The following is a 2,128-nucleotide window of genomic DNA, read 5'->3' as shown; positions in this document are numbered from 1 at the left end:
CGACAAAAGAAGCGTTCTTTGAGAATATTTACATAGACAGAGAAGTAGTACGAGAAGCGAGACGTGTCGGTCTTTGGGCTTAGTTGCCTTAATATCGTTCGCGTCTTGGGTAAATGAACGAGCCGTCCAATTCTTATTTGGACAAATCAGGTTTAATTGCTTTATGCTTCAATAAATGATAGGCGTCCTGTTGACAGAGACAGACTCGCCTTTCGGTTATCCATTTTTTTTGGCATACCGTTAGGTGCGATAGATATTTTACAATGGAGAGTTTGATCCTGGCTCAGGATGAACGCTAGCTACAGGCTTAACACATGCAAGTCGAGGGGAAACGGCATCAAGCGCTTGCGCCTGATGGACGTCGACCGGCGCACGGGTGAGTAACGCGTATCCAACCTGCCCCACACTAAGGGATAACCCGCAGAAATGTGGACTAATACCTTATATTTTCCACCAAGGGCATCGTCGATGGAACAAAGATTTATCGGTATGGGATGGGGATGCGTCCGATTAGGTTGTTGGCGGGGTAACGGCCCACCAAGCCTTCGATCGGTAGGGGTTCTGAGAGGAAGGTCCCCCACATAGGAACTGAGACACGGTCCTAACTCCTACGGGAGGCAGCAGTGAGGAATATTGGTCAATGGGCGTGAGCCTGAACCAGCCAAGTAGCGTGCAGGAAGACGGCCCTATGGGTTGTAAACTGCTTTTATGCGGGGATAAAGGAGTCCACGTGTGGATTTTTGCAGGTACCGCATGAATAAGGACCGGCTAATTCCGTGCCAGCAGCCGCGGTAATACGGAAGGTCCGGGCGTTATCCGGATTTATTGGGTTTAAAGGGAGCGTAGGCCGCGTTTTAAGCGTGTTGTGAAATGTAGGCGCCCAACGTCTGCATCGCAGCGCGAACTGGGACGCTTGAGTACGCGCAACGTTGGCGGAATTCGTCGTGTAGCGGTGAAATGCTTAGATATGACGAGGAACTCCGATTGCGAAGGCAGCTGACGGGAGCGGCACTGACGCTTAAGCTCGAAGGTGCGGGTATCAAACAGGATTAGATACCCTGGTAGTCCGCACAGTAAACGATGGATGCCCGCTGTGTGCCAATTATGGTACGCGGCTAAGCGAAAGCGTTAAGCATCCCACCTGGGGAGTACGCCGGCAACGGTGAAACTCAAAGGAATTGACGGGGGCCCGCACAAGCGGAGGAACATGTGGTTTAATTCGATGATACGCGAGGAACCTTACCCGGGCTTGAACTGCCGGTGCACGATCCAGAGATGGTGAGGCCCTTCGGGGCGCCGGTGGAGGTGCTGCATGGTTGTCGTCAGCTCGTGCCGTGAGGTGTCGGCTTAAGTGCCATAACGAGCGCAACCCCTCTCCGTAGTTGCCATCAGGTAATGCTGGGCACTCTGCGGATACTGCCACCGCAAGGTGCGAGGAAGGTGGGGATGACGTCAAATCAGCACGGCCCTTACGTCCGGGGCTACACACGTGTTACAATGGGGGGCACAGCGAGTTGGCCGCGCGCAAGTTCGGTCCAATCAAGAAATCCCCCCTCAGTTCGGACTGGGGTCTGCAACCCGACCCCACGAAGCTGGATTCGCTAGTAATCGCGCATCAGCCATGGCGCGGTGAATACGTTCCCGGGCCTTGTACACACCGCCCGTCAAGCCATGAAAGCTGGGGGTGCCTGAAGTCCGTAACCGTCAAGGAGCGGCCTAGGGCAAAACCGGTGATTGGGGCTAAGTCGTAACAAGGTAGCCGTACCGGAAGGTGCGGCTGGAACACCTCCTTTCTGGAGCTGTACGCCTTTCAAAGAAGAGAAAGTCGCTTTTTTGCGCTTGTCGCTTAAAAGGACGTTTTTTTTCAGGAGCGTGGCCTGGCTTTTAGCCTTGCCTATAGGCACTTTTACCTTGCTCGTTGTTTATACCATATTCTCGTGCTTCTTTCACTGTTTATTTTTATATATTACTGTATAGATCAAGAGAAAGCGGAAGCTGGGCGACATTGTTCGTCCCGGGTCTTGGACAGGCACCACTCGGACACAGTCCTATAGCTCAGTTGGTTAGAGCGCCACACTGATAATGTGGAGGTCGGCAGTTCAAGTCTGCCTGGGACTACTTCTTTTGT

The 2,128-nt window shown here is 52.9% G+C and carries 1 tRNA gene and 1 rRNA gene; both read left to right on the top strand.

From position 1 onward, the window contains the following. Nucleotides 1-260 precede the first annotated feature (260 nt). Nucleotides 261-1,793: ribosomal RNA gene (locus tag C7379_RS12375) — 16S ribosomal RNA — on the top strand. Nucleotides 1,794-2,044: 251 nt separating this feature from the next. Next, nucleotides 2,045-2,118 (top strand) — tRNA-Ile (locus C7379_RS12370). The last annotated feature ends 10 nt before the right edge of the window (nt 2,119-2,128 follow it).

It is taken from the genome of Hallella colorans (assembly GCF_003096815.1).
GTDB lineage: Bacteria > Bacteroidota > Bacteroidia > Bacteroidales > Bacteroidaceae > Prevotella > Prevotella colorans.
This window is presented reverse-complemented; position numbering and strand designations above follow the sequence as displayed.